23 protein-coding genes and 1 pseudogene are annotated in these 26,629 nt (G+C 66.3%); 16 read left to right on the forward strand and 8 right to left on the reverse strand.

Features of this window, described 5'->3' with window-relative positions; genetic code table 11:
* Positions 1-15 precede the first annotated feature (15 nt).
* The 4 genes from ACFWAY_RS18815 to ACFWAY_RS18830 are packed head-to-tail and all read left to right on the forward strand — an operon-like array spanning position 16 to position 3,450.
* On the forward strand, positions 16-1,131 hold the full coding sequence (locus ACFWAY_RS18815) for an ABC transporter ATP-binding protein (RefSeq protein WP_378456396.1): 1,116 nt from the start codon (positions 16-18) through the stop codon (positions 1,129-1,131).
* A complete protein-coding gene (locus ACFWAY_RS18820; protein ID WP_378511637.1) occupies positions 1,128-1,778 on the forward strand; it encodes an ABC transporter permease in 651 nt (216 codons plus the stop codon). The genes ACFWAY_RS18815 and ACFWAY_RS18820 overlap by 4 nt, the downstream gene beginning before the upstream one ends.
* Positions 1,775-2,530, forward strand: a complete 756-nt coding sequence (locus ACFWAY_RS18825) for an ABC transporter permease (protein ID WP_378456398.1) — start codon at positions 1,775-1,777, stop codon at positions 2,528-2,530. The genes ACFWAY_RS18820 and ACFWAY_RS18825 overlap by 4 nt, the downstream gene beginning before the upstream one ends.
* Before the next feature lie 11 nt (positions 2,531-2,541).
* The gene (locus tag ACFWAY_RS18830; RefSeq protein WP_378456399.1) at positions 2,542-3,450 is read left to right on the forward strand and encodes an ABC transporter substrate-binding protein; all 909 of its coding nucleotides are present in this window, start codon (positions 2,542-2,544) and stop codon (positions 3,448-3,450) included.
* A 20-nt stretch (positions 3,451-3,470) separates the two neighbouring features.
* Here the strand turns inward: ACFWAY_RS18830 and ACFWAY_RS18835 are convergent, their stop codons facing one another.
* Positions 3,471-4,610 (reverse strand): serine hydrolase domain-containing protein, encoded by a 1,140-nt coding sequence (locus tag ACFWAY_RS18835; RefSeq protein WP_378511638.1) that lies wholly within the window; start codon positions 4,608-4,610, stop codon positions 3,471-3,473.
* Between the two features lie 225 nt (positions 4,611-4,835).
* Between ACFWAY_RS18835 and ACFWAY_RS18840 the strand changes: the two genes are divergently transcribed.
* Entirely contained in the window at positions 4,836-7,190 is a 2,355-nt protein-coding gene (locus ACFWAY_RS18840) for an arylsulfatase (protein ID WP_378511639.1), read from the forward strand.
* Between the two features lie 27 nt (positions 7,191-7,217).
* Here ACFWAY_RS18840 and ACFWAY_RS18845 read toward each other — a convergent pair whose 3' ends face one another.
* On the reverse strand, positions 7,218-8,999 hold the full coding sequence (locus ACFWAY_RS18845) for a CocE/NonD family hydrolase (protein ID WP_378511640.1): 1,782 nt from the start codon (positions 8,997-8,999) through the stop codon (positions 7,218-7,220).
* A gap of 215 nt (positions 9,000-9,214) precedes the next feature.
* On the opposite strand from ACFWAY_RS18845, the gene ACFWAY_RS18850 reads away from it, so the two are divergent.
* The 3 genes from ACFWAY_RS18850 (at position 9,215) to ACFWAY_RS18860 (ending at position 11,001) form a co-directional block, all read left to right on the forward strand.
* Complete coding sequence (locus tag ACFWAY_RS18850; RefSeq protein ID WP_378456403.1) at positions 9,215-9,892, forward strand: GntR family transcriptional regulator; 678 nt, start codon at positions 9,215-9,217, stop codon at positions 9,890-9,892.
* Positions 9,893-10,055: 163 nt separating this feature from the next.
* Positions 10,056-10,385 carry a hypothetical protein gene (locus ACFWAY_RS18855; protein ID WP_378511641.1) on the forward strand — a complete coding sequence of 110 codons (330 nt, stop codon included), beginning with the start codon at positions 10,056-10,058 and terminating at the stop codon, positions 10,383-10,385.
* A gap of 67 nt (positions 10,386-10,452) precedes the next feature.
* On the forward strand, positions 10,453-11,001 hold the full coding sequence (locus ACFWAY_RS18860; protein WP_378511642.1) for a dihydrofolate reductase family protein: 549 nt from the start codon (positions 10,453-10,455) through the stop codon (positions 10,999-11,001).
* A 69-nt stretch (positions 11,002-11,070) separates the two neighbouring features.
* Here ACFWAY_RS18860 and ACFWAY_RS18865 read toward each other — a convergent pair whose 3' ends face one another.
* The gene (locus ACFWAY_RS18865) at positions 11,071-12,258 is read right to left on the reverse strand and encodes a serine hydrolase domain-containing protein (RefSeq protein ID WP_378511643.1); all 1,188 of its coding nucleotides are present in this window, start codon (positions 12,256-12,258) and stop codon (positions 11,071-11,073) included.
* Positions 12,259-12,468: 210 nt separating this feature from the next.
* Between ACFWAY_RS18865 and ACFWAY_RS18870 the strand changes: the two genes are divergently transcribed.
* The 6 genes from ACFWAY_RS18870 to ACFWAY_RS18895 all read left to right on the forward strand — a co-directional run bounded on the left by ACFWAY_RS18870 (position 12,469) and on the right by ACFWAY_RS18895 (position 17,973).
* Complete coding sequence (locus ACFWAY_RS18870; RefSeq protein ID WP_378511644.1) at positions 12,469-13,260, forward strand: SDR family NAD(P)-dependent oxidoreductase; 792 nt, start codon at positions 12,469-12,471, stop codon at positions 13,258-13,260.
* A 161-nt stretch (positions 13,261-13,421) separates the two neighbouring features.
* Complete coding sequence (locus ACFWAY_RS18875) at positions 13,422-13,937, forward strand: YlcI/YnfO family protein (protein ID WP_378456408.1); 516 nt, start codon at positions 13,422-13,424, stop codon at positions 13,935-13,937.
* A 79-nt stretch (positions 13,938-14,016) separates the two neighbouring features.
* Complete coding sequence (locus ACFWAY_RS18880) at positions 14,017-14,862, forward strand: DUF4097 domain-containing protein (protein WP_378511645.1); 846 nt, start codon at positions 14,017-14,019, stop codon at positions 14,860-14,862.
* Between the two features lie 29 nt (positions 14,863-14,891).
* Entirely contained in the window at positions 14,892-15,848 is a 957-nt protein-coding gene (locus ACFWAY_RS18885) for an ATP-binding cassette domain-containing protein (RefSeq protein WP_378511646.1), read from the forward strand.
* Entirely contained in the window at positions 15,845-16,678 is an 834-nt protein-coding gene (locus ACFWAY_RS18890; RefSeq protein WP_378511647.1) for an ABC transporter permease, read from the forward strand. The genes ACFWAY_RS18885 and ACFWAY_RS18890 overlap by 4 nt, the downstream gene beginning before the upstream one ends.
* Before the next feature lie 38 nt (positions 16,679-16,716).
* On the forward strand, positions 16,717-17,973 hold the full coding sequence (locus ACFWAY_RS18895) for a cytochrome P450 (protein ID WP_378511648.1): 1,257 nt from the start codon (positions 16,717-16,719) through the stop codon (positions 17,971-17,973).
* Here the strand turns inward: ACFWAY_RS18895 and ACFWAY_RS18900 are convergent.
* Positions 17,918-18,712: an alpha/beta fold hydrolase gene (locus tag ACFWAY_RS18900; RefSeq protein ID WP_378511649.1), complete on the reverse strand. Its 795-nt coding sequence runs from the start codon at positions 18,710-18,712 to the stop codon at positions 17,918-17,920. The genes ACFWAY_RS18895 and ACFWAY_RS18900 overlap by 56 nt on opposite strands.
* A gap of 76 nt (positions 18,713-18,788) precedes the next feature.
* Here ACFWAY_RS18900 and ACFWAY_RS18905 point away from each other — a divergent pair, with 76 nt between their 5' ends.
* Both ACFWAY_RS18905 and ACFWAY_RS18910 read left to right on the forward strand, forming a co-directional pair.
* Positions 18,789-19,700 carry an amidohydrolase family protein gene (locus ACFWAY_RS18905; RefSeq protein ID WP_378511650.1) on the forward strand — a complete coding sequence of 304 codons (912 nt, stop codon included), beginning with the start codon at positions 18,789-18,791 and terminating at the stop codon, positions 19,698-19,700.
* Between the two features lie 79 nt (positions 19,701-19,779).
* Positions 19,780-20,670 carry an alpha/beta fold hydrolase gene (locus tag ACFWAY_RS18910; RefSeq protein ID WP_378511651.1) on the forward strand — a complete coding sequence of 297 codons (891 nt, stop codon included), beginning with the start codon at positions 19,780-19,782 and terminating at the stop codon, positions 20,668-20,670.
* Between the two features lie 9 nt (positions 20,671-20,679).
* Here ACFWAY_RS18910 and ACFWAY_RS18915 read toward each other — a convergent pair whose 3' ends face one another.
* The 4 genes and pseudogenes from ACFWAY_RS18915 to ACFWAY_RS18930 form a co-directional block, all read right to left on the reverse strand.
* Complete coding sequence (locus ACFWAY_RS18915) at positions 20,680-21,135, reverse strand: hypothetical protein (RefSeq protein ID WP_378511652.1); 456 nt, start codon at positions 21,133-21,135, stop codon at positions 20,680-20,682.
* A 5-nt stretch (positions 21,136-21,140) separates the two neighbouring features.
* On the reverse strand, positions 21,141-23,087 hold the full coding sequence (locus ACFWAY_RS18920; RefSeq protein WP_378511653.1) for a primary-amine oxidase: 1,947 nt from the start codon (positions 23,085-23,087) through the stop codon (positions 21,141-21,143).
* Positions 23,084-24,574 (reverse strand): APC family permease, encoded by a 1,491-nt coding sequence (locus tag ACFWAY_RS18925; protein WP_378456417.1) that lies wholly within the window; start codon positions 24,572-24,574, stop codon positions 23,084-23,086. The genes ACFWAY_RS18920 and ACFWAY_RS18925 overlap by 4 nt, the downstream gene beginning before the upstream one ends.
* Positions 24,575-24,738: 164 nt before the next feature.
* A pseudogene (locus tag ACFWAY_RS18930) lies at positions 24,739-26,243 on the reverse strand (aldehyde dehydrogenase family protein).
* Positions 26,244-26,629 lie beyond the last annotated feature (386 nt).

Below are 26,629 nucleotides of genomic sequence, written 5' to 3' on the forward strand. Positions count from 1 at the left end.
GAAAGTAGCACGCGGATGATCACATTCGACAAAGTCACCAAGGCGTACCCGGATGGCACGACAGCAGTGAAGGAACTGGACCTCGAGTGCCCGAGCGGGAAGATCACAGCACTCGTCGGCCCGTCGGGATGCGGCAAGACGACCTCGCTTCGGATGATCAACAGGCTGATCGAACCGACGTCCGGAACCATCTCCCTCGACGGCGAATCCACGGCGGACATGGATCCGGCACTTTTGCGAAGGCGGATCGGGTACGTCATCCAGCACGCCGGACTGTTCCCGCATCGCACCATCGTCGACAACGTCGCGACGATGCCGAGGTTGCTGGGAAAGACGAAGAAGGAGGCACGAACCCGGGCGATGGAGCTGCTCGAGACCGTCGGTCTCGCGGCGAACTTCGCGGACCGGTACCCGTGGCAGCTCTCGGGTGGCCAGCAGCAGCGAGTGGGGGTCGCGCGCGCCCTCGCCGCGGACCCGGCTTTCATGTTGATGGACGAACCGTTCAGCGCTGTCGACCCGGTGGTCCGGAGCCAGCTGCAGGACGAATTCCTGAGACTGCAGAAGGAGATCGGCAAGACGATCATCATCGTCACACATGACATCGACGAGGCCCTCAAGCTCGGCGACCAGGTCGTCGTGTTGCGAACCGGCGGGATCCTGGCGCAGGCCGCGACGCCGCTGGAGTTGCTGACCGAACCCGCCGACGAGTTCGTCGCCGACTTCGTCGGACGCGACCGCGGCTACCGTTCGCTGGGCTTCTCGAACCTCGGCGGCCGCGTGGAGACGGTCGCCGAACCCGTTGCTCGTCTCGGCGATTCGGCGTCCGACGCCCTCACGCGGACCACGGACGACTGGTTGCTCGTCGTCGACCCGGCGAACAAACCGATCGGCTGGGTGCAACCGGCGAAGGTCGTCGACCGCATTCGCCCGGACGACGTGAATCTCAGCGGGACGGTCGCCGATGCGCACGGGACGATGCGGGCACTGCTCGATGCCGCCTTGTCCGCACCCAGCAAACGCGGTGTCGTCGTCGACGGCGACGGTGTGCTCGTGGGAACCGTGACGGCACATGCGGCGGTGGCGGCGATCGAGTCGGCGGATCTGGTGGCGGCGGAGGCGATGGCCCGATGAACGTCGAATGGCTCGTCCGCCAGTCCGATCGCATCGCCGAACTGGTCGGCTGGCACATCCTGCTCTCGCTCGTGCCGCTCGTCGTCGGTGTGATCGTCGCGTTGCCGATCGGCTGGCTGGCGCATCGCAGTCGCCGGATCAACCCCTATGTGGTGGGGACGGCCGGCCTGCTCTACACGATCCCGTCGCTGGCGCTGTTCGTCCTGCTCCCGCCGATCCTCGGAACGAAGATCCTCGATCCGATGAACATCGTCGTCGCGCTGACGATCTACACCGTCGCCCTGCTCGTGCGCGTCATCGCCGACGCCCTGGATTCGGTGCCGAAGGAGACTGTGCTCGCCGCAACGGCGATGGGCTACCGGCCGTACCAGACGCTGCTGAAAGTCCAGCTGCCGGTGGGTGTTCCCGTCATCTGCGCCGGCCTGCGCGTCGCTGTCGTGTCGAACGTCAGCCTCGTTTCTCTCGCCGCGCTGCTCGGGATCCCGCAGATCGGTTCGCTGTTCACCCAGGGCTTCCAGTTGCGTTTCTACACACCGATCATCGCCGGTATCGCGCTCTGCCTGTTGCTGGCTCTGGTTCTCGACCTGCTCATCGTGCTCGCCAATCGGTTACTCACACCGTGGACCCCGAAGGTGGTCTCATCATGATCGACTTTCTGCTCGACGGTGCTCATTGGACCGGGCCCGAAGGCATTCCCGCTCTCCTCCTCCAGCACCTGATGTACACGTTCCTCGCCCTGTTCGCGGCGGCACTGATCGCGGTTCCGCTCGGTCTGTACATCGGGCACACCGGTCGCGGAGCGGTCGTCGTCGCGGGCCTGGCCAACTCGCTGCGCGCCCTTCCCACCATCGGCTTGCTGATTCTGCTGGTGCTGGTCATCGCGCCGTCGTTCTCGACCAAGCTGGCCTATCTGATTCCCAGCCTGATCGTGCTGGTGCTGCTGGCCATCCCACCAATACTCACCAATACGTACGCGGGTATTCGCTCGGTCGACCAGGCCGCCGTGGACGCTGCGCGAGGCATGGGGTTCCGGTCGATGCGCATCCTCACCGAGGTGGAGATGCCGTGCGCGCTGCCGCTGATGCTGTCGGGTGTGCGCAGCGCGGTGCTGCAGATCGTCTCGACGGCGACCGTCGCCGCGTACATCTCGCTGGGCGGACTGGGACGTCTCCTCATCGACGGCAAGGCGCAGAGCGACTACGCGCAGATGGCCGCCGGAGCGGTCCTCGTGTCCCTCCTCGCGCTCACATTCGACCTGGCGATCGGATTCCTCACGGTTCGGGTCGTCTCACCCGGTCTGACGCGACGCGAAAGGAGCGGCGCGAAGAAGCGATCCGGTTCCGAAGACACCGCCGTCGCGGCCCGGCCCACATCCGCTCCCGAGCCCTCGCTGATCTGAAGGACATCATCATGAAGAAGGCATTGATCGTCGCGCTGACCGGCGCCACCCTGCTGTCGTTGACGGCGTGCGGGATCGGCAAGGACCCGTTGGCGTCCGACGACGGCGGAAGCAGTGACGGTGCCCTCGTCGTCGGCTCCGCGGACTTCCCCGAAAGCCAGCTGATCGCGACGATCTACGCGGAGGCGCTGCGCGCGAACGGCATCGACGTCACCGAGAAGCTCAACATCGGGAGCCGGGAGGTGTACGTCCCGGCCATCCGGGACGGCTCCATCGACCTGCTGCCCGAATACTCGGGTGCGTTGCTCCAGTACCTCGACAGCGCCACCACCGCAACCGCGTCGGACGAGGTGACCGAGGAGATCAAGGCCAAGCTGCCCGCCGGGCTCATCGCACTCGAACCGTCCCCCGCCGAGGACAAGGACGTTCTCGCCGTGCGACAGGAGACGGCGGACGAGTACTCGCTCGAGACGATCGAGGACCTCGTGCCCCACGCCGACGAGCTGACCCTCGGCGGCCCGCCCGAATGGAAGACCCGGGAGAACGGCGTCGCCGGGCTGACGGACAGGTACGGCCTGACGTTCAAGGAGTTCCTGGCACTCGACGCCGGCGGTCCCTTGACGCTCAACGCCCTGCTCAGCGGTCAGATTCAAGTGGCGGACGTGTTCAGCACCGACCCGGCGATGCGTTCGGAGAACCTCGTGGCACTCGAGGACACCAAACACCTGTTCCTCGCGGAGAACATCACACCGATCATCAACGAGAACAAGGCAGGCGACGACGTCCGCGGAGTCCTGGCCGACGTGTCGGCCGCTTTGACGACCGAAGATCTCATCGAGATGAACGAGCGAGTTGCCGACCTCGAGGACATGGGCGACATCGCCCGGGAATGGCTGCAGGACAAGGGGCTGGCGTCCTGATCACACCCCGGGCGGGCGCGTCAGCTCAGCGCATCGAACGTCGCCGTCGCGTATTGGGCGGTCCGGTCTGAGCCGAGAAGTCCCGGGCCCATCTTGTTCATCACGTACGTCATGGTCATCCGGCGTTCGGTGTCGACGACGACCTGGGAGCCGCCCCAGCCACCCCAGAAGCAGATGCGCCCCTCGGGGACGAACGGCACGGATACGGGCGTCGGCAGGCCGTAACCGATGCCGAATCGAATCGGTTGTCCCAGGGCCAGATCCACGCCGTTCGACTGCTCCTCGAAGATCAGGGAAATGGTGTCCGGCGACAGTAGGCGGACGCCGTCGAGTTCGCCCCCGCAGGCCACGACGGACTGGATCCGGGCGAGCGACCGGGCGTTGCCCTGACCACCGGCCGCGCCGTTCTCCGCCTTGCGCCACTCGTCGGACCAGGACGCCGAGGCGTCCGGTCCGGGGCCGGTGAACGTCCTGACGATGACGCTGTGGGGGTCGAGGGAGGCCAGGTCGATCGGCAACGGCGGCGGCGGGACCACGTTCGACACGCGGCCGAACTCCGACGGGTCCAGTCCGATGTGGAAGTCGGCCCCCAGCGGCCCGGCGATCTCCTCCGCAACGAAACGTCCGAGCGTGCGTCCGTCGACCCGACGCACGACCTCGCCGATCAGGTGACCGTAGTTCAAGGCGTGATATCCGGACGCCGTTCCCGGCTCCCACCACGGCGCCTGTGCGGCCAGCCGCTTCGTCGACTCGACGAGGTCGAAGGTGTCCTCGACCGTGATCGGCTGATCCCATCCCGAGACACCCGACGTATGCGAGAGGAGATGGCGGACCTCGACGCGTTCCTTGCCGGCCGCGGCGAATTCCGGCCAGTACTTCGCGACGGGCGCGTACACGTCCAGCAGTCCGCGATCGACGAGCATCAGTGCGGCGAGCGCAGTGACCGTCTTGGTGCACGACCACGCGTTGGTGATGGTGTCGCGCTCCCATTCGGTGGTGTGATCGGTGTCGGACCATCCGCCCCACATGTCGACCACCGGCTTTCCGTCGAGAGCAACGACGATCGACGCGCCGAGTTCCTCACCGGAGTCGAGATTGTCCTTCAGCGCCTCCTGCAACGCCGTGAAGCGCTTGTCGCACACCCCTCCGAGCTTGGTCACCTGCGGTTCCTCTCCACCAGCCGACGCAATATTGATCTTGACATCGGGTTCAAATGAGGGCTCCAGTGTGATCCCACCCCTCGTGTGATGTCAATCACTTCGCTCTCCGTTCTCGGAGGGCCCCGCCACGGTCCGGCGCTCACCGGGTTCACCCGTGTCGGGTGAGGTTCCCGGCGGCGCGGCGGTCGACGCTGAAACCCAGGACTACAGGTGAGGAGACGTGCCATGGGCAAGCCATTTCGGGGTGTCGTCAACGTCGACATTCGCGACTCGGTTCCGGACTGGTCCCCCTTCGAGCCACCCAAGGCTGCCGACGATGCGCCCAACGTCGTCTATGTCGTCCTCGATGACGTCGGCTTCTCGGCGATGCGCTGTTATGGCGGGCCGATCGAAACGCCGAACATCGACCGGATCGCCGCCAAGGGTGTTCGGTACACCCAATGGCACACCACCGCGCTGTGCTCACCCACGCGCTCCTGTCTGCTGACGGGACGCAACCACACGCGCAACAGCATGGCCTGCATCACCGAGGCTGCGATCGGATTCCCCAACGCGAGTGGCACCATCCCGCCGGAGAACGGCATGCTCTCGGAGATGCTCGCCGAGCGCGGCTGGAACACCTACATGGTGGGCAAATGGCACCTGTGCCCGACCGATGAGATGAACCTGGCAGCCACCCGCCGGAACTGGCCGAGCGGGCGCGGCTTCGAGCGCTGGTACGGCTTCCTCGGCGCGGAGACCAACCAGTGGTATCCGGATCTGGTCTACGACAATCACCCGGTCGATCAGCCACGTTCACCGGAGGAGGGCTACCACCTCACCGAGGACGTCACCGACAAGGCATTGGAGTTCATCAAGGACGCCAAGGCGATCGCGCCGGATAAGCCGTTCTTCCTCTACTACGCGCCCGGCGCGTGCCATGCGCCGCACCACGCCCCGAAGGAATGGATCGAGAAGTTCGCGGGCAAGTTCGACATGGGCTACGACGCGATCCGCGAACAGACCCTCGCCCGTCAGAAGGAACTGGGCATCGTCGCGGCAGACACCGAACTTCCGCCGATCAACCCTATCGGCACTCCCGAGACCCGGTCGGGACCCGCGGGCGAACCGTTCCCGGAACTCGACTACACCCGCCCGTGGAGCACGCTGAACGACGACGAGAAGCGCCTCTTTGCGCGGATGGCCGAGGTCTACGCCGGCTTCCTGGCCCACGCCGACCATCACATCGGTCGCCTGCTCGACTATCTGGAGTACACCGAGCAATTGGAAAACACCGTGATCGTGGTGGTCTCCGACAACGGCGCGAGCGGCGAAGGTGGCCCGAACGGCTCCGTCAACGAGATGAAGTTCGCCAATGGCATCCCGGACGATCTCGCGGAGAACCTCGCGAAACTCGAGGATCTCGGCGGACCCAAAACCTACAACCACTATCCCAACGGCTGGGCGATGGCGTTCAACACCCCGTTCAAGATGTGGAAGCGCTACGAGTTCAACGGCGGAACTGCCGACCCCTGCATCATCTCGTGGCCGGCGGGAACCAAGGCTCGGAACGAGATCCGGGACCAGTACCATCACGCGATCGACCTCGTGCCGACGATCCTGGACATGGTCGGGGTCGACGCCCCCGAGACCATCAAGGGCCATGTCCAGAGCCCATTCGACGGCGTCAGTATGCGGAGCAGCATCGACGACAAGTCCTCGCCGTCGGAGCGGAAGTCGCAGTTCTACTCGATGCTCGGCTCGCGGTCGATTTGGCACGAAGGCTGGAAGGCCGTCACGACACATCCGACCATTGCAGGCTGGGGCCACTTCAACGAGGACGAATGGGAGCTGTACCACACCGACGTCGACCGCGCCGAAGTGAACAACCTGGCAGCGGAGCATCCCGACAAGCTGCGGGAGATGGTGAACATCTGGTTCGCCGAAGCCGGTGCGAACGGAGCGTTTCCACTGGACGATCGATCAGCCGTCGAGATCATGGGCACGCCCCGACCCCAACTGACAGCGGCCCGAGGCCGATACGTGTACTACCCGGACACCGCCGCCGTGTCCGAGTGGCAAGCGGTCAACACACGCGGCCGGTCGTTCGTGATCGGTGCGCTCGTCGACATCCCCGCGCCGGGAGCTGAGGGCGTGCTCTTCGCGATCGGATCCCGTTTCGGGGGCCACGCACTGTATGTGAAGAACAACCGGCTGCACTACGTCAACAACTTCGTGGGCAGCGAGGAACAGATGATCGTCGGCTCCGAGGACATCCCCACCGGAACGGACCTGATCCTGTCCGCCTCGTTCGACAAGGACGGGCAGGAGCCCACTTCTACCGAGGGAATCCTGTCCCTCTTCCACGCGGATCGAAAGGTCGGAGAAGGCCGGATCAAGACCCAGATGGGGGCGTTCGCGATCGCAGGTGCGGGGCTGTACGTCGGTCGGCACCCGGGCGAGCCGATCACCGAGGACTACCCCGGCGAATCACCTCACCGCTTCACCGGTGGCACGATCAATCGGGTCGCGGTCGACGTCAGCGGCGAACCGTATCTCGATCTCGAGCGGGAGGCCGCCCTGATGCTCATGCGCGAGTGACCTGGACGGCCCGGGTGAGCCCGGGCCTCAGCTGCCGGTCACCGGCAGCACCAGTGCCTGAGCAGGGTCGCCCGTCGCGATGGTGACCTGGTGCGGCACCAGACTTCCGCGGAAGCTCGGGTCTCCCCCGGACACCACGAGGCGGACGCGGTGTCCCTCGCCGAAGCGGTGGACGATGGCCGGCATCGTGACCTGCACGGGCTCACCCGGCGCCACGATGCGTACCGGAGCGACCTGTCCGTTGATCAGCGTTTCCGTGCCGTCGGGAGCCACGTCGTACAGCTTCGCGAAGACCACGACCGAGTCCTCGACACCGGCGACCGCGGGGGCGGCCGTGACGCGGACGTCGAGCGTCGGGGCTCCCACCACGTCCAGCGGGGCGTCGAGGATGCCGGACGACCACTCGGCCTGGGTGCCGGAGATCACGCCCTGCGGGACCTGGTTCTCCGGCCGGGTGTCCGGCGCCTCCCGGTCGGTGGGGAGACCGCCCGGCAGCGTGTTCAGCGTCTGCGCGCCGGGAACGATGTCGTCGAGGCGGTCGGTCAGCGTGCCGTTACCGGAGAGGTGGAGCAAATAGTCCTGGCCCACCGCGATATCCGACGATTCGGCGTACGCGGGCGCGGCGTTGCCGGTGTAGTCGACCCAGTTGCGGAAGTAGCTGAACACCGGTCCGGTGTCGACCCCGCTGTCCTTCAGGTAGTGGTCGAACCAGTCGATCATCCGGCCCGTCTCGTACTGGGTGTCGGGGTTCGGGTCCTTCATGCTGATCTCGCCCTCGGCGGGAGTGAGATCGGAATGCCCCCAGCTGTGCCAGATCATCTTCACGTCGTTGCCCTGCGCCTGCAGCGCCTCGAACGTGGCTTTCGCTTCGTTGAGGTCGAACAGGGTGTCCTGCTGGCCCTGCATGATCAACGCCGGAATCTTCACGCGGTCCGCGTACGACACCACGGAGGATCGGCGCAGGAAGTCGACGGACCCCGGATCCGGGTAGCCCTGCACCGCGGACTGCGCCAACGCGGGACATGCGGGGTCGGCGAAATTGGGGCAACCCAAGGCCCGCGCGGGGTCCTGCGCGTAGCCCTCGGCCCGGGGGTTGGTCACGCCGACGGCCCCGAACATGAGCGACCACACCACCTTCGACGCACCGGGAACCGACGTACTGACCCCGGTTGTCTGGTCGGTGCCGTTGGGTGCGAGCGAGTAACTGAGGTCGTTCCACGTGATCATCGGGATGATCGTGTCGATCCGGGGGTCCACCGAGGCCGCGGCGAACTGCACGGCCCCGCCGTAGGAGCCGCCGACCATACCGACCCGCGGGTCGTGCGCCTCGGCGGCGCCGTGGTGAGCGGTCGCGTCCTGCACCACGTAGTCGAGTCCGGGGACGGGAACGGTGTGCGCGGGATCGACGAACGCCATCCCGTCGCGTCCACCGAGGAAGCTCACCAGTTCGCTCGCCGCACGCCCGTCGTAATCGGGGTTGTCCATGTGGATCTTGCAGCCGGAACCGCCGAAGCCCAGCCCGGAATACGCCAGCACCGCGTAGCCGCGGGACGCGAGGAACGAGGCGATACCGGCCTGATCGTTCTTGGAACCGCCGAAGCCGTTGGTGGTGAGGACGGCGGGCACGCGATTGGACGGAGACGCCGAATCGGGCTTGTACACGTCACCGATGACGTCGCACGGTTCGTCGCGGTTCGGTCCGACGAGCGTCTGGAAGTGGAGCGTGGTCTTGGTGAACCCGGCCGGGTCGGCTGTCGCCGGAGCCGACGCCGCGATCGGTGTCAGTACCGCGGCCACCGCCGTCACCACCGCCAGAGTTGATCTACGCGCCCTGTGTTTCACAGCCCACCCGCCGTCCGTCACTCCGCCCCGAGCACCTCCGACGAGCGTAAACGCTCTGGACGCACGACCAACTCAGGCTGCCGGTGTGTCGCCGCACCGGTGTGGGGCGCGGCTCGCAGACTCGCGCATTTCGTCGGGCACACGGGTGTGCCCCTCGTGCGGTTTATATTTGAGCTGTGGTCATGACGAAGCGCGCCGAAACGTCCCTGTTGACCGACCAGGTCTACGAGACGATCCACGAGGCGATCATGAACGGTGATCTGCCTGCCGGCGCCCGCCTGCGCATTCGCGACATTGCCGCGCAGGTCGGGACCAGCGTGATGCCGGTGCGCGAGGCGATCCGGCGGCTCGAGGAAGCCGGTCTGGCCGAGCGGGTCCCCCACAAGGGCGCGGTCGTGAAAGGCCTGACCCTGGCCGAACTGGTCCACGTCTACGACGTACGACGGTTGCTCGAGGTGGAGGCCGCACGATTGGGCGCCCAGCAGATCAGCCCCGCGGACGTCGACCGAATGCAAACCGAGTACGAGCTCATGCAGACCGCCATCGCCGAACGGCGGGTGGTCGCGCTCCTCGATCACGACGAGGCGCTGTTGACCATTCTCTACGAAGCAGCAGCGAACCCTGTGCTGGTCGATTCCATCCGTAACCTGTGGCAGCACTGCCGTGCCTACAAGATCGTCGGCGCGCAGGGCACCCTGGACACGCCGGGAGACGACTCGTTGTGGAGATACCAGGAACGTCTCGTCGAGGCCGCCCGCAAGGGTGACGCCGACGATGCGGCCGCCGTCAACAATGAGTCGTTGATCAACGCGACGTCGCGGATCAGGGTGCAACTCGCCGCTCAACAGGATGCCGGTTAACGTCAGCGACAACGGCTTTCACGGATGCGCCGACGAGGAACCACTTCGCGATCGGTGGCGAAAGTGGAGGATGTTCCGGGCATCGGCGGTCGAGGGACACCGGACACACCCGCCGGGCGCCGCCAGGATCTTCAAAGGACAGGGCCTGCCCTATCCTCGACCTATGGGCCGTGTCGTCTACTCAGTCGCGTCATCTCTCGACGGTTTCAACACCGATGCCCAGGGCGACTTCTCGTGGGCGGTACCCGACGAGGAAGTCATTGCCGCGCTCACCGCCGACGTGAGCACGGCGGCGGGCGAGTGCGGGCCGGACCGTGGTCATGGTGCGAGTGTAGGGCCGGTGTCGTCGATGTGGTTCGAGCTGTTGATGTGCCCGATCACCGTCGGAGCGGGAACGAGAGTGCTGCCCGACAAGGTCCGAGCGTCTCTGTCGCTCACGCGGGAACGCCGGTTCGGCAACGGCATGGTGCAGCTCACCTACGACGTCCGATAGCACGTCCCAATCCGGAGAGGTCGAGATTTCGGTCCCACCATGATCAAGAGCGCAGGAGGCCCACCGAGTGAATCAGCTGCTGAGAGTCCAGAACTTCACCGTCTCGCGCGACGGATTCGGCGCCGGCGAACATCAGAGTCTCGAGAGGCCGTTCGGCCATGCCGATCCTGGGAAAATGTTCGCCTGGGCCGGAGCCACGGCGAGCTGGCCCATGCGAACCGACCCTGGCGGTAGCCGCGGCCTCGACGACTACTTCACGCGAGACTTCGCCCGCAACATCGGCGCCGAGATCATGGGCCGCAACAAATTCGGCCCGCAGCGCGGTCCCTGGCATGACCACGACTGGCTTGGCTGGTGGGGCGACGAGCCCCCGTTCCACACCCCGGTGTTCGTGCTGACCCACCACACGCGTCCGTCGTTCACCCTCGGCGACACCACATTCCACTTCGTCGACGCCGACCTCGTCGACACCATGCACGTGGCGGTCTCGCAGGCCGAACTCGGATCCGGGGCGCGTCTGTGGGAATCACCTGATGAGCTGCGTGACCGGTTCCACCTCGAGGTGGTTCCAAGCCCCAGTGGCGTGACCCACCATCTGTTCTGGCGAAGGCCGTAGTGGACCACCTCGTTGTCGGTGTGGCGAGATTGCTCGTGTGGACGGCCGACCAAGTAGGTGCCGGTTCGGTCAGGGCACCTTCGGCGGGTTGTCGGGGAGGAGGAGGGCACCGATATCCTTGCCGATCGGCACAGCGTTATTGGCGTTTGCGTTGGCCGTCGGTCCGAGCGTGACGTAAACGATGATGGTGGTCTTGGACTCCGTTTCGTAGAGAGCGATGCCGTTGTAGCCCCCGAATGCCGGGTTCATGAGCAGCCAGCTGCCCAAGTGAACGGTTCCGAATGCGAAGTACTTGTCCGCCGTCAGCGGGCCCAGCCCGGCGGTCTTGTCCGCCATCATCTCCGTGAACGCCGTGTCGGACAGGAGTTCGCCGGTGGCGAGCGCACGAACCCACCGAGCGACATCGGCCACCGTGGAGTTCATGTTGCCGCTGTTGAGGAACGCCGTGGGATTCCAGAACGTGGAGTCCTCGAAGACGCCACGTTCGTTGGTATAGCCGTGCAGGATCGGTTCACTCATCTGGGGTGTCAGCACCACGCTGCTCGCGTCCATCCCGAGCGGCGTGAAGATCCGCTCCTTCAGCAGGTCGCCCAAGGGCTTTCCCGCCGCCTTCTCGAGCACCACACCGAGCAGACACAGATCGCTGTGCGCGTAGGCAAAGCTGGTCCCCGGTTCGAACAGCGGCGGGCGGGCGTTGGCCAAGTCGAAGATCTCCTGAGACGTAAAGCCTTTGATCGGATTGGCGTAGAAGATCTTCAGGAAATCGGGGTTGGTCACGTAGTCCGAAATGCCGGTGGTGCTGTTGGCGAGCATCCGCGGGGTGATCTTGTCGGCCCGCGGAAAGTCGGGCACCCACTTGGCGATCGGCTCGTCCAGGCTCAGCGTTCCGGCCTCGCCCAGCTGCAACAGAACTGTCGACAACATCGGTTCCATCGGTTGGCCGACTCGCAATTGCATGTCACGCGTCGCGGGAACGCCGAGCGGGGACTCCCCCACTGCTCCGGCGACGATCTCCTCGTCGCCGCGCCATACGCCGAATACGGCGCCGCTGAGATCGAGCTCCGTCAGCTTGTCGCGAACGATATCGACGACCTTGTCGACCTCGGGATCGTCGGTGTGCACGACGTCAGGACCGTGCTCCGCTGCTTGCTGTTCGCCGCTGCGATCGTCCGATCCGCAAGAAACGGTGGCAAGGGCGAGAACGATGCTGAGCGCGGCGGCCGTTCGACGCAGCCGGCTTCGAGTCGACAAGCTCATGGGGTCGATCCCTTCGTACGCAGAGGTCGAGTGGGAGTCGCTGCTCACTGGGATTCTAGGCGCAGACTGTCGCCGCCCAGGGAGGTTCCGGCCGTTATTCGCAGGCCACTGTTCAGCGCGGGTGCCGTCGACGAGGGCGTGGATCTGGTCGCCCACCCACCCCGGAAGCGACCGTTGACACACGCCACCCGGTCCACGACATTCGTACTCATGGACGATCACCTGGTCGACGGCAAGGTCGCGCTCGTGACCGGCGGCAGCCGCGGAGTGGGTCGAGGCATAGCGGAACATCTGGCGTCGGCCGGAGCGACGGTGTACGTCACCGGACGCACGGTGCACGCCGCGCACTTGCCTGCCGGCTGCATCCCGGCCACCTGCGATCACACCGATGACGAACAGGTCTCCGCTGTCTTTCGCCGCGTGACCGCGGAGGCGGGGCGGCTCGATCTTCTCGTGAACAACGTGTGGGGTGGCTACGAGCGCATGGTCGACAACGGCCGGTTCACGTGGGGCCTACCCTTCTGGGAGCAACCGATCTGGCGATGGGATGCGATGTTCGCCGCCGGGGTCCGAGCGCACTACGTCGCCGGCACATTCGCGGCCCGCATGATGGTCCCCCAGCGAGCCGGGCTCATCGTGAACATCTCGTTCTGGGCCGCGCAGAAGCACATCGCGAATGTGCCGTACGGCGTCTCGAAGGCCGCGACCGACAAGCTGTCCGCTGACATGGCGCATGAGCTCCGGCCACACGACATCGCCGTGGTCTCGCTCTATCCGGGTCTCGTTCGGACGGAGAAGGTGATGGAGGCCGCGGCGTACCTCGACCTGTCGAACTCCGAGTCACCACAGTTCATCGGCCGTGTCGTCGCCGCGCTGGCCGCCGATCCCCAGATAATGACGACGTCCGGACAGGTTCTGGTCGCGGCCGCCATGGCCGAACGCTATGACATCACGGACGTGGACGGCGCTCGACCGTCACCGTTGACCTTGGGGCAAGTCTGATCGGAGGTCATGACGGTCCCGGTCCGTGCGACGTTGCGTTCCACCGCACCCGCTTCTGACCAGCACTTTCCCTCCGAGAGTCACTACTCGGTGCCACATGGCACCACAATTGAGCCATCGAACCCTTGCACTGGTGCCACATTGGTGCCATGCTTGGCACCATGGATTTGACACCGTATGTGAGCAACCTCGGACGTGAATTCGCCACCCTCGCCGAAGCCGGCGGTGAAGAATCCCGTGCGTTGGTCGAGCGCCTGACCGGGTCGCTCGAGTCGGCGATCCGGATGACGCTGCTGGACGCGCTGTCCGCTGCGACGGACGAGATCACCCAGGATCTGGCCCCGGGATCGGTGGAGCTGCGCCTGCGTGGACGCGATCCGAACTTCGTCGTGAACGCACGGCCCGCCGAGCCTATCGAGGACGCGGCCGAGGGCGATTCGGCACCGGCGGACGGCGGCACACCGATCGCCGAAGACGGCCCGACCTCGCGAATCAATGTGCGCCTCCCCGAACAGCTCAAGGCGGCGGTCGAGGAGGCCGCAGCCAAGGAGGGGCGCTCGGTCAACGCCTGGCTGGTCCGTGCAGCTTCGTCCGCGCTGCAGCAACCGGACCGCGTCCAGCACGCCCAGCAGCGCGGCAAACAGACCAAGCAGAGCCTCACCGGCTGGGTGCGCTAGCCGCACCGCCTTCCACCACACCCACACCACGTCCCCGACCTGCGGGGATGTGTCACCCACCCATCATGAGGGGACAGCCATGCCCAATTTCGATACACCCGAACCGATTTCCGTCACGCTCGAGCTCGGCGTCGGCAATGTGCGGATCACCGCGAGCGACCGCACCGACACCACCGTCGACGTGCGCCCGAGCGACGAATCCGACGAGTCGGATGTGCAAGCCGCCCAACGGGTCCGCGTCGAGTACGCGAATGGCGTGCTCCAGGTGACGGGGCCGAAAGCGCGCGTTCTCGACTTCTCCCGCAAGAGCAGGTCGGTGGAGGTGTCCATCGACCTGCCCAGCGGCTCGCAGGTTTCCGGCGAGGTGCAGGTGGGAGACCTCAGCGGCACGGGCCGGCTCGGGCAGTGCAGGTTCAAGACCTCTACCGGGAACGTCCGGCTCGAGCAGACCGGTCCGTTGCGTGTGGACACCGCGGCCGGTCACGTCACCGCGGACGGCGTCGCAGGCAACGCCGAGATCCGCACCGGCTCCGGGAAGGTCCGCATCGGCGAGATCGAGGGCTCCGCAATCGTCAAGAACTCCAACGGCGACACCACGATCACCACGGTGACCGGCGACGTGCAAGTGCGCTCGGCGAACGGCGACATCTCCGTCGACCGGGCCGGGGCGAGTGTCGAGTCGAAGACGTCGAACGGCAGCATTCGACTCGGCGAGGTGGCCCGTGGCTCGGTCGAGCTCGGGACCGCGATGGGCGACCTGGAGATCGGCATCGCCGAGGGCACCGCGGCCTGGCTGGAGGTGAACACCAAGTTCGGGCAGGTACGCAACCTGCTGGACAACACCACCCGGCCCGAGGCGTCCGACGAGACCGTCGAGGTCCGTGCGCACACCTCGTTCGGCGGCATCACGATCCGCCGCTCCTGATCCACTTCTGCCCTCGAGAAAGGAAAACCATGACCCCCAGGCAATCTCAGCTGGCCATCGCGGTGACCGGGTTGCGCAAGTCGTTCGGCGACCACGTCGTGCTCGACGGCATCGACCTGACCGTCCCGCAGGGAACGGTCTTCTCACTGCTCGGCGCGAACGGCGCCGGGAAGACCACCACGGTCAACATTCTGTCTACCTTGATCAGCGCCGACGCAGGTGACGCCCGAGTCGCCGGCCACGACCTCACCCGCGAATCCGACGCGGTGCGCGCCGCGATCGGTGTCACCGGCCAGTTCTCGGCGGTGGACAACCTGCTCACCGGCAAGGAGAACCTGCTGCTGATGGCGGATCTGCACCACCTCGCCCGCAGCGACGGCCGGCGGCGCGCCGCCCAGCTGCTCGAACAGTTCGACCTCGTCGACGCGGCCTCGAAGCCCGTCTCGACGTACTCCGGAGGCATGCGACGGCGGCTCGACCTCGCGATGACCCTGGTCGGTAGCCCGCGAGTGATCTTCCTCGACGAGCCGACCACTGGCCTGGACCCGCGCAGCCGCCGGGGCATGTGGCAGATCGTCCGGGACCTGGTGGCCACCGGCGTCACCATCTTCCTGACCACCCAGTACCTGGAGGAAGCCGACGAGCTGGCCGACCGGATCGCGGTCCTCGACCACGGCCGACTGGTCGCCGAGGGAACCGCGGACGAGCTCAAGCGCCGCATCCCCGGTAGCCACGTCCGCCTGCGGTTCGCCGACCCGCACGGCCTCGAAGAAGCCGAGCGCGTCCTCGGTCAGGTCTCGCGCGACACCGACAAGCTCGCCCTGCGTGTGCCCAGCGACGGCAGCCTCCGCTCGCTGAAGGCCCTGATCGACCGGCTCGACGACCAGGCCATCGAGGTCGACGAGTTGTCCGTGCACACCCCCGATCTCGACGACGTCTTCCTCGCTCTCACCGGCAACCCGCACAACGAGAAGGTGACCTCATGATCAGCACCCCTGCCCACACCCTCGCCGGGCCGGCCCCGGCGGACCTCCGGTTCCACCCGCTGCGCGACTCGGCAACGATGCTGCGCCGCAACCTCAATCACCTGCTGCGGTACCCGTCGATGACCGTGACGCTCGTGGGAATGCCGGTCGTCTTCCTGCTGCTGTTCGTCTACGTGTTCGGCGGCACGTTGGGCGCGGGGCTCGGCGGGGTGTCCGGCGGGCGCGCCGAGTACGTCAACTACGTTGTGCCCGCGATCATCCTGATGACCGTGACGGCCGCGGTCCAAGGGACAGCGATCTCGGTCGCGATGGACATGACCGAGGGCATCATCGCCCGGTTCCGCACCATGCACATCGCCCGCGTCTCGGTGCTGACCGGACACGTGCTGGGCAGCGTGATCCAGGCGATGCTCAGCGTCGCGATCGTGATCGGCGTGGCGTTGCTTGTCGGCTTCCGGCCCACCGCGGGGGTGGGCGCGTGGCTGGCCACTGCCGGTTTCCTGGTGGTGGTGACGTTCGCGCTCGTCTGGCTCTCCGTCGCGCTCGGCCAGGTCAGCAAGACCGTCGAGGCCGCGAGCAATGTGGGTATGCCGCTGGTTCTGCTGCCCTTCCTCGGCAGCGGGTTCGTCCCCACCGACTCCATGCCTGCCGGGCTGCGCTGGTTCGCCGAGTACCAGCCGTTCACCCCGATCATCGAAACCCTGCGAGGCCTGCTCATGGGTACCCCGATCGGGAACAACGTATGGATCGCGCTCGGCTGGTGCGTCGTCATCACCCTCGGCGGATACCTCTGGTCGAAACGGCTTTTCAACCGCGAGTACTCGCGGTAGCGGCACCCGCAACTAACACTGCCACGAAAGGAAATCCGATGACTGAAACAGTCGCCATCCCGTACGGCCTCCCCATGGAACGCGATGCGGGCCCCTTCGACCCGCCCCGGCAGATCACCCGGCTGCGCGAGGCTCGCCCTGTCAGTCCGATGGTCTTCCCCGACGGTCACGAGGGCTGGCTCGTCACCGGCTACGACGCGGTCCGCCAGCTCATGGCCGACACCCGGTTCAGCTCCCGCCAGGACATCGGCGTTCTCCACGTGCCGTACGAGACCCCCGGCATGCCCGTCGCCACCGCGCCGTCCCCGCAGGTGCCGGGCCTGTTCATCGCCATGGATCCGCCGGACCACACCCGGCTGCGGCGCAAGCTCACCGGCGCCTTCACCGTCAAACGTATGAAGCAGCTCGAAGACCACATCGTCGACGTCGCCGAGCGGCAACTGGCCGAGATGGCGCGCCTGACCCCGCCGGTCGACCTGGTCAGGGAGTTCGCGCTGCCGGTGCCCTCGCTGGTGATCTGCGAACTGCTCGGTGTCCCCTACGCGGACCGGGAGAACTTCCAGGTCAACTCCGCCAAGTTCCTGGTCAAGGACCAGCCGCTCGACGAGAAGATGGCCGCGTACAGCGCACTGACCACGTACCTGGCCGAACTGGTCACGCGCAAGCGCGCCGCCCCCGGCGAAGACATACTGTCCGATCTGGCCCGCGACGACGATCTCACCATCGAAGAGCTGACCGGCGCCGCCTTCCTGTTGCTGCTCGCCGGCCATGAGACGACCGCCAACATGCTGGCGCTGGGCGCCTTCGCCCTGCTGGAGAACCCCGAGCAGCTGGCGGAACTGCGCGCAGACCCGGACCTGCTCCCCGATGCCGTCGAGGAACTTCTGCGCTACCTATCCGTTGCCGACATCTTCTATCGCTACGCCACCGAGGACATCGAACTCGGCGGCGAAACAATCCCGAAGGGATCGACGGTCGTTGTCTCGTTGCTGGCCGCGAACCGCGACCCGCGGCGCTTCGACAACCCCGACACCCTGGACATCCGGCGCAAGGCGCGCGGTCACCTGTCCTTGGGCCACGGTGTCCATCTGTGCCTGGGCCAGCAGCTGGCCCGCATCGAGATGCGGGCCGGTTTCGAGGGGCTGCTGCGCCGCTTCCCGACCCTGGGGCTCGCCATCCCCGCCGGCGAGGTGAGACTCAGGACCGACATGAACATCTACGGCGTGCACGAACTTCCGGTCACCTGGACGAAGAGTGATCGAGCCGATCCAACCAGTCACCGAGCAATACGGTGAGTAGTTCGGGCCGCTCGTGCATGAGCGCGTGGCCGACGTCCTCGACGACCGCCAGGGTGGCGTGCGGGTAGCGCTCGACCAATTCGGCCGCGTCGGCGTACCCGACGACCGAATCGCGGCGGCCGGCCACGATCAACGTCGGCCCCGAGAACACGCTCGACCCGACGTCGACCGTCCACCCGGCGAAGATCGGCCCGAGGGCATCCTCGTCGACGAGCGTCGTACCTGGCACCACATGGTCGCGGTAGCGGCGAGCGGTGGCCGGTGTGCGCACGACGAAGTACTCGTCGAACCCCGCCCACTGCGCACGTTCGAGTTCGTCGTAGGCATCGGCGTCCCGGCGAACCACGGCGTGGTCGGGCACGTTTCGTGACCGCTCGGTGACCGGACACAACAACGCCAGACCGAGCACCGTGTCCGGTCGCTGGGCGGCCACGCCACGAGCCAGGTAGGCGCCGTAGGAATGTCCAACCAGGATTACCGGGCCCGCGCCCAGGCCGTCGATGAAGTCACCGAGCAGCGTGACCACATCGTCGTTGCAGGTCAGGCCGCCGGTTGTCGAGAGGCCCATTCCCGGCAGGTCCGGGTAGATCCGTCGGTATCCCGTACCGGGAACGATGGCCTCGATCGCCGCCTCGATCTCACGATGATCCACGCCGGCGCCGTGCAGCGCCACGAGCGGCACGCCGGCGCCGTGCTCGACGTAATGGACCAGGGCTTCGTTGATCCGGCGCTCCATGTCAACACCTTAACGATCCACACCGACCACGGGTCGCGCTCGACCAATTGCCCGGTCCCCCGTCCACAACTGAAATATGCTGCGTGAGGTGGACATTGTCGATGCTCATCATCATTTCATCAACCTGCCCGACCTCGTGTACCCGTGGATTGACAGTCGCCCACCCGCGCTGACCGCCTTGCTGCCGAACTACTACGACGCCGCGCGCCGGTACCTGCCGCACGACTATCGGGCACAGGTCGAGGGGATGCCCGTCACGGCCTCGGTCGCGTGCGAGTTCGGTGCAGCAGACGGTGTCGCGGAGGCCATCTGGGTTCAGCACTGCGCCGACCGTGTCGGTGTTCCGAACGCCTTCATCGCGGCCGTGCAGCTCGATTCAGTCGATCTCGCAGGCGTTCTCGCGCGATATCGGGATCTCCCGGTGGTCCGGGCCGTGCGTCAGCCGCTGTACTGGGCGGCCGACCCCGGCAAGCGCCTGGGTGCACGCGGCGACTACCTGTCGGACCCGGCCTGGCTGCGCGGATTCGAGCAGGTTGCGGATGCGGGGCTGGTGTGGGATCTGCTCGTGTACGACGAGCAGCTACCCGCCACGCACGAACTCATCGCTGCGTTTCCCGACACCACCTTCGTGCTGGAGGCGGTCGGGTGGCCGCTCGACCTCACTGCCGAGGGCTTCTCCCGTTGGGAAGAGCGCCTCACGGCGGTGAGTCGGTTTCCGAACGTCGTTCTCAAGTTTCAGGGAATCGCGCTCATCTTCGGAACATCCCCAGACGCGATCGGGAGGTGGATACGGGCGGCGCTCAGAATCTTCGGCGCCGAGCGATGCATGTTCGCCTCTCATTATCCGATCGACCGTCTGCTGTGGGATACCGAAACCATGGTGTCCACCGTCCAGGCAGCACTCGGCGACTTGTCGCCGGCAGAACAGGCACTCTTCTTCGGCGAAACCGCACGACGGGTGTACCGCCTGCCTGCCGGTGAAGCCTAGTATGAGGGAGATCGAGTACCTGCAGTTTCGACGCCGCCAATCCAGTTTCGGCGTCCGGCCAACACTGTGAGGAGTACACGTGACACGAGAGGGAAGTATCCGGGTCGGCGACCGGACCATCACGTATCTCGAAGCCGGTGACCCGGGCGGACCACTCGTACTGCACAACCACGGCGGACCCTCGAGCCGATTGGAGGCCGAGCTGTTCGATTCGTACGCGAAGGCCAATGGACTGAGATTCGTGTGCGCGGACAGGCCGGGCATCGGCGGGTCCGATCCTCAGCCGGGCCGCACCTTCGAAGGCTGGACCGATGACCTCCTGCTGCTGGCCGACTCCTTCGGCGCACATCGATTCGCGGTAACCGGCTGGTCGGAGGGTGGACCCTGGGCCCTGGCGGCCGCCGCGTATCTGGACCCCGCGCGCCTCGTCGATGTCGTGTGCATCGCCGGTGGCAACTACGGAACGTTCGGATCGAACTGGGCCGCGCAGTATCTCAGCAGCGTGGACGCGCTGGGCGGCCGCCTGGCGCTTCACTTCCACCCCGGTTTCACACTCATGTACGACGTGCTCGGTATGAGTGCCACACACTTCTCGGATCGCTACGCGAAGGCGATCATGCAGTCGGCGTGCACCGCGGATCGGGAGGTGCTGGCTGACGAGGAGGTCCTCGACGCGTTTCTGAGGGCAGGGCGCGAGTGTTTTCGACACGGCGCGGACGGACTCGTCGTCGACGCCACGATGCTCTACAAGGCCTGGCCGTTCGACATGACGAAAGTGACGCGCCCCGTCCATTTCTGGCAGGGCAGCGCCGACACCCTGGTGCCTGAAATCATCAACAAGACCGTAGCGGACAAGACCCCGGGAGCTGTCTGGCACCCGATCAGCGGTGGTGGTCATTTCATTGCCGTCAGTCACGCGAACGACATTCTCGCACTGGTAGCGAACAACCTTGCACCGGTTCAGAACTGACGCTCGTCGTCAGTGGGGGACGCCTCGGCCGTCGAGCCGAGTCTGGTAGAACAGCACCGTCACGGCGACCACCGCTTCGAGTGCGGCGGTCGCGAGTGCCGCCGCCATCGGAGTCGACATCGAATGACCCATCGAAGCCGACGCTGCCGCATGCATCGCGTGCCCGTGATGGCCACCGCCACCGGCACCGGGACTCATCACGGTGAGGTGCAGCGCGATCATGCCGACGTTCATCAGCGCGACGAGCCCCCAATCCCGGTGCGAACCGCGCACCCACAGGTGCCGCGCGCAGTACAGGCATCCGAAGATCATCGCGACGGTCACCAGGCCGATCAACGGCGAGGACGTCGCATGCTCACCGAGCGACGCGGCGTGGAGCCCTGCCGCGGCGACCGCAAGGGCCGCGGCCGCCCGCCGCAACCAATGGCTGGTGCGGCGGACGGTCGGAGCATAGACGGCGGACACGACTTCTAACCTTCGCAGCAGTGCTTCGCGGTGCTCGCCGGCACGTCGAGCGCGGGGTTGCGGTCGAAGAATCCGACCGGCTTGAGCTTGAACCCGGCATAGTCGACCGGCATGACCGGCCAGTCCTCGGGCCGGGGGAAGTGCGTCAGCCCGAACGTGTGCCACAGCACCAGGTCTTCGCCCTCGATGTCCCGGTTGCCCGCCACGAACGTGGGCAAGCCGGCCCGGCCCGGGTGCTGGTTGACGAAGTCGCCTGCGGGATAGCGCTCGGACTCGTCGTATTGCGTGACCCACAGGTGCTTGGTCGCGAACGCGGCGCGGGAGGCGATCGAACTGGACGGGTCTGCCAGGAGCACCGGCTGACCTTCGGGGTGCAGCGCGTACCCGACGTCCTGACCCAGGCGGTTCTGCTTGGTGGGATTGGTGATGTGCCAGACCCGGGCCTTGAGGTTGTCGGCGGTGCGTTGCCCCTCGGATTCGGTGGTCAGCTTGGTCTTCTGGCAGCGGAAGGCATTGCCCCACGGGTTCTCCGGTCCCATCGGGACGGGCACGGCATCCACCTCCTCGACGGTGTTCACGTTACCGTCGACGGCCATGTCGAGTCGAGCGGAGAAGAGGTGCTGGTGGAACGGGGCGCCGAGCCCGGGAGCCATCTGGGTGGAGAATCCCTCTGCGCCGCGGTACGCGGACGTGAAGACGATTCCGGTGGCCTTCGCCTCGAGTTCGATGGTGCCGTCGAGGTAGAGGTACCAGTAGAAGCCGTAGTCGTAGTTGCCGATGGTGAGGAAGAACGAGATGACCAGGCGACGCGAGCGGCGGGTCTCGGTCATGCCGTTGAACATGTCCGTGTGCTTCCACAGGACGCCGTAATCCTCCTCGTGGAGGCAGATCGCGTTCTTCATGACGCGCGGGTCACCGGACTCGTCGGCGATCGTGACGTCGAAGTACTGGATCTCGCCGAGGCAGTCGCAGCCGAGTTCGAGCGAGTTGGTGTACCGGCCGAACAGGTACTCACCCTGGTCGAAGTAGTTCTGCCAATAGCGGACCGGGGACGGATCGGCGTAGGGAACCACCATCTCGGCGATCGAGGCACGATAGATCACGGGTCGTTCGACTCCGCCGTCGTCGAACGAAAGCTGGTGCAGTGTCAGGCCCTCGCGCACATCGAAACCGAAGCGGAACTTCCAGTCGGCCCACGTGATCTCGTTGCCGTCGACGGAGAAGCTGGCGCCCTCGGGCTGAGTGATCTCGATCGGCTTGAGGTCGGTGCGGGTGGGTGTGGCGTGCGGTTCGGCGTTCCATTCCCCACGCTCGGCGGGGACGGGAAGCTCGATCTCGTCGACCACCTTCACGACGCGACGCTCGGTGAGGTCGACGTAGGCCACGACCCCGTCGATGGGGTGCGCCCACGGCAGATCAGCCTTGTCCTCCTGATGGAAGGCGAGGACACGGACGATGCGGTGCCCGACCTCGTCCTCGTGACCGAACACGCCGGCCGACAGGGGAACCGCCCGGACCTTCGACGGTTCGATGCCGCGCTTCGCCATCGCCGCGAGCCAGTCGGAGCTGCCGAGCAGGAACGCCTCGATGTCCTCGAATTCCTCGTCGAGGATCGGGACGTGGCCGTCGGTGGCGGAATCGACGGTGGTCGAGCTGATCACACGGTTCTCCGTCACCGACACGACGAGATCGGTGCCGATGCCGGTGGATCGATCGAGCAGCAGGATCCGGGCGCGTCGCTCGATCGGGTCGCCCGGCGTGAATGCGAGGACAGTGGACTTGTGCGGCTCGGCGAGTGCGACGAAGACGAAGCGCACGTTCTCGCCGATCAGTCCCTCGTTGGTGAGGAGCGCCTTCGCCGAACGGATCTCGTCCGCGGACAACGGAGTGAGCGGATGATCCGGGGCGGCGGAACCGACGGTGGCCGGGGTCTCGGTGGTGGCGGTACTCATCGTGCGATCTCCTTGTCGATGATGGTGTCGTTCGTGTCGTGCTGCGGTAGAGCGGTGTCGTGGCGTGCGGCGTGGGGTCGGAGCACGGCGACGGCTGCTCCGCCGGCGAAGGTCCCGACGAGCAGGACCCCGATGACGGCGGCGAGAGTGCTCGACCCGCCGACGAGAAGGGGAAGGTTGGCGACCGTCATGATCAGGAGCCCGGCCAGGCCGACGAGTCCGAGCAGTGGTGCGATCACCGTGTTCCACAGCCGCCGGTCCACCCGGGTCCGGCCGAAGTAGACGAGGACGGCCACGGAGGTCAGGGTCATCAGTGCGACGATCCCGACCGAGGACACACCGGCGAACCAGGCGAACACCTCGGTCACCGGGTCGAGTCCGGCAACGGCGGACGCGACGATCAGGACGAGAGCGGACACCGTCTGCACGACCGACGCGACGTACGGCGACGCGTGCTTGACGTGCGAGCGGCCGCATCCTGCGGGCAGGGCCGCGCTGTTCCCGAGGGAGAAGATGTACCGGGAGAGCACGTTGTGGAAGGACAGCAGTGCGGCGAACAGGCTCGTGATCAGGAAGATCTGAACGAGGTCGCCGGCGATCGCGCCGACGTAGCGGGTGGCGGTCTCGGTGATCATCCCTTCCGGGTTCTCGGTCGCGATGGCCACGGCGCCCTCGTCGCCCCACGCACTGACCATCGCCCAGCTCGACAGCGCGTAGAAACCGCCGATGACCAGCAACGCCAGGTAGGTGGCCCGGGGGATGGTGCGGCCCGGGTCGCGGGCCTCGTCCCGGAAGACGGCGGTGGCCTCGAATCCGATGTACCCGGCGATGGCGAAGATCAATGCGATGCCGGGTGCTCCGGAGAAGAACTCGGCGGGGTGGAACGCCGCCGTCGAGAATCCCTCGTCGCCGCCGCCCCGGACGATGACGGCGGCGTCGATGACGAGGACGATCCCGACCTCGCAGACGAGGAGTACGCCGAGCACCTTGCCGGACAGATCGATGTGCCGGTAGCCGAGGATCGCGACCACGGCCGTCACGGCCAGGGCCCACACGTACCAGGGAAGCTCGGGGCCGCCGTGAGCGGTGATGAAATCGTTGACGGCGGCTCCGATGTATCCGTACACCGCGCCCTGGACTGCGGTGTAGGACAGCAGCGCGAGGAACGCGGAGCCGAGACCGGCGTGCCGGCCCAGGCCCTGCGTGATGTAGGTGTAGAACGCGCCGGCGCCGGGGAGGTGCTTGGCCATCGCTGTGAATCCGACGGCGAAGAACAGCAACACCACCGTGCAGACGATGTACGACGCGGGATAGGCGGCGCCGTTGCCCGCTGCGATACCCAGAGGGACGGTTCCGGCGATCACGGTCAACGGGGCCGCCGCTGCGACGACCATGAACACGATGGCACCCGGACCGAGGGTGCCTGCCAGCCTGCGAGGGGTGCCGTCGCTGACCGCACTCGAGTGCGTGGGGGCGTTGGTTGTCATGGCTTCCTTCGACTTTCACGAGGAGAGGGTCTGCGTGGATGCTCCGCGGTGAGCTCTGGGACGAGCATGCGACTGCGGGTTGTCGGCGCAGTTGCCGAAGCGTCACAGTTCGTCGACAGCAAATGAGAACGCACGCAGGACGATTCTCATTCGGGTCCGAGAATCTAGAGTGCGATGTTGACGGACTTGCTCTGGGTGTATTCGGCGATGGCGCCTTCACCGAGTTCGCGTCCCCACCCGGACTGCTTGTAGCCGCCGAACGGAAGCGCCGTGTCGAAGGCATTGTGGCAGTTCACCCACACCGTGCCCGCCTTGATCTCGGCGGCCACCTGGTGGGCGCGCGACACGTCCCGGGTCCACACGCTGGCGGCGAGGCCGTAGGGGGTGTCGTTGGCGGCTGCGCGGACGCCTTCCTCCCGGTTGAACGGCACCGCCACCGCGACCGGGCCGAAGATCTCCTCCTGGTACACGCTGAACTCCCGGTTCACGTCGACCAGCAGGGTGGGCTCGACGTAGAAGCCGGTGTCGCCGTGCCGCCGCCCACCGGAGAGGGCGCGGGCACCGTCGGCGAGCCCGGCGTCGATGTATCCGGTGACCTTGCCCAACTGCTCCTGGGAGATCAGCGGGCCGATGTCGTTGGTGGGGTCGAGTCCCGGTCCGATCTTCTGGGACTTCGCGAAATCGGCTACCCCGGACGTGAATTCGTCGAAGATTCGATCCTCGACGAGCAGACGCGTTCCGGCCGTGCAGGCCTGGCCGTGTTGAACAGGAACCCGCTGGCCACGCCCGGGATCGCAGCCTCGAGGTCGGCGTCGGAGAAGACCACCTGCGGGCTCTTGCCACCGAGCTCGAGGGACACCTTCTTCAGGTTCCCCGACGCGGCATTGACGATCTTCTTTCCGACCTCGGTCGAACCGGTGAACGCGACCTTGTCGACGTCGTCGTGGCTCGACAGCGCCGCGCCGATGTCGCCGAAACCGGTGAGCACGTTGAACACGCCGCCGGGGACGCCGGCCTCGGCGATCACCTCGGCAAGGAGCAGCGCGGTGAGCGGGGTCTGCTCCGCAGGCTTGAGGATCATCGTGTTCGAGCAGGTCAGCGCGGGTGCCACCTTGAACGCGGCCATCACCAGCGGGAAGTTCCACGGGATGATCTGTGCGCACACACCGACCGGCTCACGGGTGGTGAAGGCATGGAAGCGGGCTCCGGGCGCCCACGGCACCGACACGGGGATGGTGCGGCCTTCGATCTTGGTGGCCCAGCCGGCGTAGTAGAAGAAGATCTCCGCCGCCCATGTCACGTCGACGGCCTTCGCCACCGCCACGGACTTGCCGTTGTCGATCGACTCGAGCTGCGCGAACTGATCCGCCCGGGCCAGAATGCCCTCGCCGATCTTCCACAGGATCCGCTGACGTTCCGCGGGGGTGAGGGAGCGCCACGGCCCGGACTCGAAGGCCCGCCGGGCCGCCGCTACCGCCCGGTCCACGTCTTCGATGCCCGCGTGCGGCACTGTCGTGATCACCTGTCCGGTGGCGGGATCGACCGTCTCGAACGTCCTGCCCGACGCCGAGTCCACCCATCGGCCGTCGACGAACATGCGCTTCGGCGACGAAACGAAGTCGACGACCCGGGGGTCGAGTCCGGCTGGGGTGTGAACGACTGCAGTCATCATGTCCTCTTCGATGGAGTGAATGAATCTGTGAATGAATCCGGCTTCTGCAGAACACTTTTGGCGGACAATTTCGCCTCGTCGTGCTGCGGCCTGAACCCACGATAAACCCCGAATGTGTCGCCGGTCACTACTAAATCCGGATGGGAATCGGCGACTGCGGCATTCTCATTCGACTTCTCCGACCACGGCGGCGCCGATTCTCATTCCGGCTTTTCGGGTCTGCGCAGCTGATCCGCCGTGTGAGCCGGCGCAGGCTGCGAAATCGGGAACGAATTCGCCGGCCATTCTCATTCGAGGTGATCGAAAATTAATTCCGATCGGCGCATTGCGCTCGTCTCCTGCGCTAGCGTGCAACTCATGCAGCCCCGGGTTGATCACTCGCG

This window comes from Rhodococcus sp. NPDC059968 (assembly GCF_042738615.1).
Taxonomy (GTDB): Bacteria; Actinomycetota; Actinomycetes; order Mycobacteriales; family Mycobacteriaceae; genus Rhodococcus_F.